4 protein-coding genes are annotated in these 5,570 nt (G+C 25.9%); all 4 read left to right on the top strand.

What is annotated here, in order from left to right:
* Positions 1–1,371: hypothetical protein (locus tag AJ932_RS08345; RefSeq protein ID WP_261660114.1), on the top strand; the 1,371-nt coding region annotated here is incomplete at its 5' end.
* A gap of 3 nt (positions 1,372–1,374) precedes the next feature.
* Positions 1,375–1,707 carry a lysozyme gene (locus tag AJ932_RS08340; protein ID WP_222555530.1) on the top strand — a complete coding sequence of 111 codons (333 nt, stop codon included), beginning with the start codon at positions 1,375–1,377 and terminating at the stop codon, positions 1,705–1,707.
* Complete coding sequence (locus AJ932_RS08335; protein WP_002779560.1) at positions 1,701–2,060, top strand: hypothetical protein; 360 nt, start codon at positions 1,701–1,703, stop codon at positions 2,058–2,060. The genes AJ932_RS08340 and AJ932_RS08335 overlap by 7 nt, the downstream gene beginning before the upstream one ends.
* Before the next feature lie 268 nt (positions 2,061–2,328).
* A partial coding sequence (locus AJ932_RS08330) for a hypothetical protein (RefSeq protein ID WP_070289022.1) occupies positions 2,329–5,570 on the top strand: 3,242 nt, incomplete at its 3' end.

The raw sequence follows: 5,570 nt of genomic DNA, 5'->3' as shown, positions 1-5,570 counted from the left end.
TTAGATCAAGATAATACTATAAAACAAGATACACCTAGTTATTATTTTTCTCCTAAAGATGAAAGCAGTGGTTTAGGAAGACTTAGTATCTTTTATAAAAATGATGAACTTTGCTTGCTTAATTATTCTATATTAGAAAATTCTTTAAATATTAAATTAGAATGTTTAAGCAAACAAAGCTTAGAGTATAAAGACTTAATTTCAAACACTTTAAAAGAACAAAAAACCACACAAGTAGATAAAAAACAAGCTATAGCTAAACTTCATGCTCTTTTAGAAAATCAAAACCTAGAATGTATCCATGGAGGTAAAGTCATACTTAAATCAAACAAAGGAAAAACTTTTAAAGATGATGGTGTGCCTATAATGCTAGAAAGTGATTTATTAAACTCTAGTATAGTAGCTTGTCCTAATACTATAGCAGGTGTAAGTGTTCCTTGTACTAAAGTTGTTAATGTAAAAGGATCCTTATCTCAAAAGAAAGTCAATAATGAATATGTAATCTTACAAGAACTCATCTCAGCTTGTAAAACAGATAAAGGCTTTGCTTTAAAAGTAAGCTTTACTCCTACTAAGTTTAAATTTGATCACAGCTTTAATCCTAAAGAGGGCTTAGGAGAACAAAGTAAAAATCAAATAGAGTTAAAAGAACCTATAATAAGACTTCATTATAAAAGTGATAGATTTCAAAAAGATAATTTACCTATCTATAATCTTTTAATCAATAATGAAAAAAAAGAACAAAATAAGGCTTTAAATGAATTTAATATAGATTTAAAAGATTTAAAAGATTTAAAAGATATAGAGGATATAAATATTCTTAATCAATTCAAACAAGACTTTAGTAAAGATTATGAATTTAAAGAATTAAATCTTAGCTTTGATACTAATTTAATCAAACTTTATTTTATTATCCCAAAAAACATTGCTAAAGTTTATAAAAGTGCTTATAAGGAATTTGAAAATAAAGATTTAGGAGTAGGGTATTTTACACAGCTACATGAGTATGATAAAATCATCAAAAATTCCCTAGAAGACAATAAAAAATTAAACGAATATCATTTTAGTTTTTTAGCTCCTGCAAAAATGCAAAATTTAAAACTTCAAATCGCACAAGGACTAGATGAAATCTTAGAAGATGAAGATAGAAAACAAGAGCTTTATGTTTGTAAATTTGTGGTGGTAAATGGGGTTAGTGAAAACAATGCTCAAGAAAAAATCACTCATCTAAGCAATGATGGTCAAAATCTTTTAAAAAATATAGAGAAGCTAAGACTCAAACCTTATAATGATCAAAATGGAAAAGAAATTACTTCATATGTTAAAGGTGCAACTATTGGATATGGACATCTTATAGGGCAAAATGAATAGGATTTGTATAAAAATGGTATTACTTTACAAGAAGCGGATAAATTGTTTAAAAGCGATTTGTTACCCTTTGAAAATGCTGTAAAAAATTCAATAAACTCTTCCTTAGCACAGAATGAATTTGATGCCTTGGTTATATTATGTTTTAATATAGGGATTGATAATTTTAAAAACTCTTTTGTTGCTAAAATCATCAATGCAGAGAAAACAGGCTACAAAACATTAAAGGAAGCTTGGATGGCGTGGAACAAAAGTCAAAATAAAGTAATGCAAGGACTAATTAATAGGAGAAATGCTGAATATAAGCTTTACATTCAAGGAGGTTATGAAAAATGGTAATTTTTAAAAATATATTATTGTTTTTATTTTTTAGTACTTATTTATTAGCGCAAGAGGATTTTACTCCACTAGAGCAATGTACCTATGAAAATGAAAAGTTTTGGATAAAAATTTTAAATCTATGTCCAGAGGGTAATATAACTTGTGATAAAGTTGTATATGTGGGTGTCAATAAAAATAATGGAAAATATATTGTCCTAAACGGTAAGTCTATTAGTGATGTAAATATGAATTTTAAAGGATATGTTTTTAAAAATGGTATTTATGAATACAATATTTTTAATAATTTTTTATATATTTCTAAAAACAAGCAGATTATACAAGAATATCGTCTGAAATTATGTGAAAAATAGACGCAACAAAGGCAACAAGCAACAACAAATACCTAGAATATGTAAAAAGTTAAAAAGATGCAATAAGAATTACAAGAAGTTTTTAAAGTTATAAAAATCCTAATTAATGAAATCTTAGCTCCTAAATTTTACAACAAATACAAAGATTTAGAAGTTGAGATTGATGATAAGGGTAATGTGCTTAGGTGGATAGGAGAGATTAATAGAGAGACAAAAAATATTAGCAAATAAAAAATGATATAATAATGCTTTATATAAGGAATCTTTTATGTTTATAAGTTCTAAAACAGAGTTAATTCAAACTATTAAAAATTTAACAATCAACAATAAAGAAGTTAAACAGATTGATTTTATTTATCCTAATTTTTCTATTTTACACGCTATATTAAAAAATATTGATTTTCATCAAAGAAAAATGCTATTTAAAAATCAAATATTGACTATGGAAATACTAGAAATTTTAAAACAAACTTGTGATAATCACAATAATATAGAAATAAATATCCATACCCTTAATGAGCTTGATGCTGGACAAAATGTAAATTTAAAAGATTTATCAAGCAGTGAAATTTGCACTAAAGTTTATTTAGAAGACTTAGAAGAAGAAATTCAAGACAAGAAACAAGGTAAAGATTTTAATCTTTTTTATCATACAGATAAAAATAATCTTTGTATCGAATTTATCAATACTTTAAAAGAACTAGCTAAAGATTCTGAAGATATAACAACCTTAGACGAGTTAATCGAAAACATTGATCCTGATGATATAAGCAGTGATAAATTTGATGATTTTAAGAAAAAAGTTTTAGAAATGATTGGAAATGTCATAGAATCGGATTTTTTCAAAAATAGCATAAGTCCCACTTTAAAAAATACTTATGAAAAATTTATCAATGAGTTGTTAGAACACATTAAAAAACTTGCCGAAGAAAAAGAATATGAAAAAATTAAAATCATACTAAGTGCTATAGCGGGTGTTGCAATAGCCACAGTGGTAGCTGTTCTTACAGGTGGGGCAGGATTAGCTATTTTGGCTGCTGGTTTATTTTCTTTAATGGGTTCTGCAAGCGAGTATTATGAATTTGCTCAAAGAGATTATGGCACACTTTTAACGCCTTTAGCCGCATTTTTAGCCACTAGATGTGCTATGTTTATTCATTATATTAATTCTCGCTTGTTATCTTGTGTTTTAATTATTAATAAAAAAGAAATTATTGATTTAAGTGGTTTTGGATTATATCTTGGAAGTGATGAAAGCAATATCGCTTCGAATTTGGCTTATAAAATCACTTTAAGCGAAGAAATAAAAAGCATTGAAAATATTTTTAGTGAAATCTTTTTAAACCCAGAACAAAAAGACAAGGGGTATAAAAATACACCCAATGATTCAAAATCGAGCAATTTACCCGCTTTCATTTCAACGCAAAAATTATCTAATTTGTATTTAAAAAACAATGCTATTTTAAAGAATTTGCAAGAAGATATTAAACAATTTATTTATTTTTCCTATATAGAAAGTCCAAATTTTAACTCAAGTAAACTAGCTGAATTTTTCGCACAAAAAAATCAAAATGCACAAATAGATTTAAATACAACTAAAATGAGTAAAAATTATTTGATTATTTCAAATATCCCCAATAAATACAATGCAGGACTTAGTGAAAGCTTAACTCAAGAAATCGCCAACTATAATATACAAGATAAATACAGAAGAATTAAAAAAAGTATTGATACATCAAAAAAAACTTATGACAGCACAAGAGATTATAGCGAATATAGCATAGAAATGCCACAAGATGAAAATGAACCTTATATTTTACAATTAAGCCCTTTTGTGAAAATATCCAAAGAAGCTTATGAGAATAGTAAAAAAGCTTATGAAGATATGCAAAAGGTTTATAAATATTTAACAAATTTTGTTGCTACACCGCAGAAGCTACCAGAATTCGCAAAAACAGCTAAAGAAAAATTAGCAATATCAGAAAATGAGCCAATGATAGAAATAGTAAAAAAGACGGAAAATTTACGACATTGCGAACGAATAAACATTTTAGCTTATATTGACTACAATAAAAAAATAAATGATAAAAAATGGCTTCCTTATTTTTATATCAAAAAATTCTTTAAACAAAACGAAGCCAAAGAATCCATCATAGAAAAAGAAAAAAAGATGGCTCATCAATATTTAACTTTTTTGAAAAAAGAGTTTTTTGAAAAATCGGATAAATCTTCATTTGGGAACTATTCTTTAATGGAATGTTTATTCATTTCATTTGTCTTGTATCAAGCTAAGCTTATTTTTCCAAATATCAATTTGGATTTGAAAAAATATGGAGGCAGTAATTTTGTATATATAAAATACTTAGAGGAAACTTATGTTTTATGGACAGATGAATGTCCAATATATGTAAATAATGAGCCAACAAATATTACAGCATATGAAGTTGTATCGCAATTATTAAAAATACTTGACAAAAAAGATTATTCTTTTGTGGAAAATGATAGTTTGATAACTATAGATGATTTTTTTAATGAATTATCAAAAGATTTAGATACAACAAATACATTAGATAAAAAAATAATCAAATTAAAGCAAATGTATCATTTAGATGAACAAAAATACATTAAAGAATTTATGAATTTAGACGAAGAAACGCAACGAGCTTTTGTTGCATGGATGGATATAGAGAAACAAATATCAGATTTATCAAAGCTTTTGGAACAGATGTATGGAAAAGAATATTTAAATAAGGCAAAAGAACAAAAAACAAGTGAAATATTTACTTATGCGATGTTAAAAATTTTATTAAGTGCTAGTCCTTTTATCAGCTTTACAGCTCAAATGTTGTGGGATTTTAATTTTTTAAAAACAATAGAATATGTTATTCAAGCTTGTATTAAAATAAACAAAGAAGGATTTAAAGAATTTTTTAAAGAACAGCTTGGTATTTTTGCACCTCCAAAAAAGAATAGTATATATCATATACACATAAAATCTAATTTAATAATAAAAGCACGCTTGCAACAAATAGAAAAAGAATTAATTCATACTAAAATCCAAATGATTTTAGCACAAGAGATAAAATCCAATTTAATAATACAAAAAAATACATCCGGTTTAAATCTATTTATCACAAAGATAAAAGAATACTTTAATGAAAAACAAATTAAGATTTATTGGAGTGATAAATATATGAAACAATTATTTATATACTCTAATCAAGAAAGCAATATATCTAAAATTGCTCTTATGCATAGCATAGATATACAAACTCAAAAATATACTATTTATACTTATGCTAAGCTAAATAAACTTGACCTTGCTTCTATTGTGACTGGAGAATTTGTGGGTATTTTTTTAAATTATCTCTTTCCAACAAATTTTAAAGCCCTACAAGAACAATATGAAAGCATTGTTTATCAGCTTTACACCTTCAAAGATGATTCTCCTTTAGCAGTTATAAGAGATCATTTTGTAACTTATCCTTTTGCAATCAACTCAAAATTCAT

This window comes from Campylobacter sp. BCW_6873 (assembly GCF_001762365.1).
In the GTDB taxonomy this organism is placed as follows: Bacteria; Campylobacterota; Campylobacteria; order Campylobacterales; family Campylobacteraceae; genus Campylobacter_D; species Campylobacter_D jejuni.
The sequence above is the reverse complement of the archived record's forward strand: the minus strand, read 5'-3'. Positions and strand labels throughout refer to the sequence as shown.

What these genes read in the sequence shown, in the direction of transcription:
- AJ932_RS08335 (WP_002779560.1), top strand. Translation starts at nt 1,701, where the DNA reads ATGGTAATTTTTAAAAATATATTATTGTTTTTATTTTTTAGTACTTAT.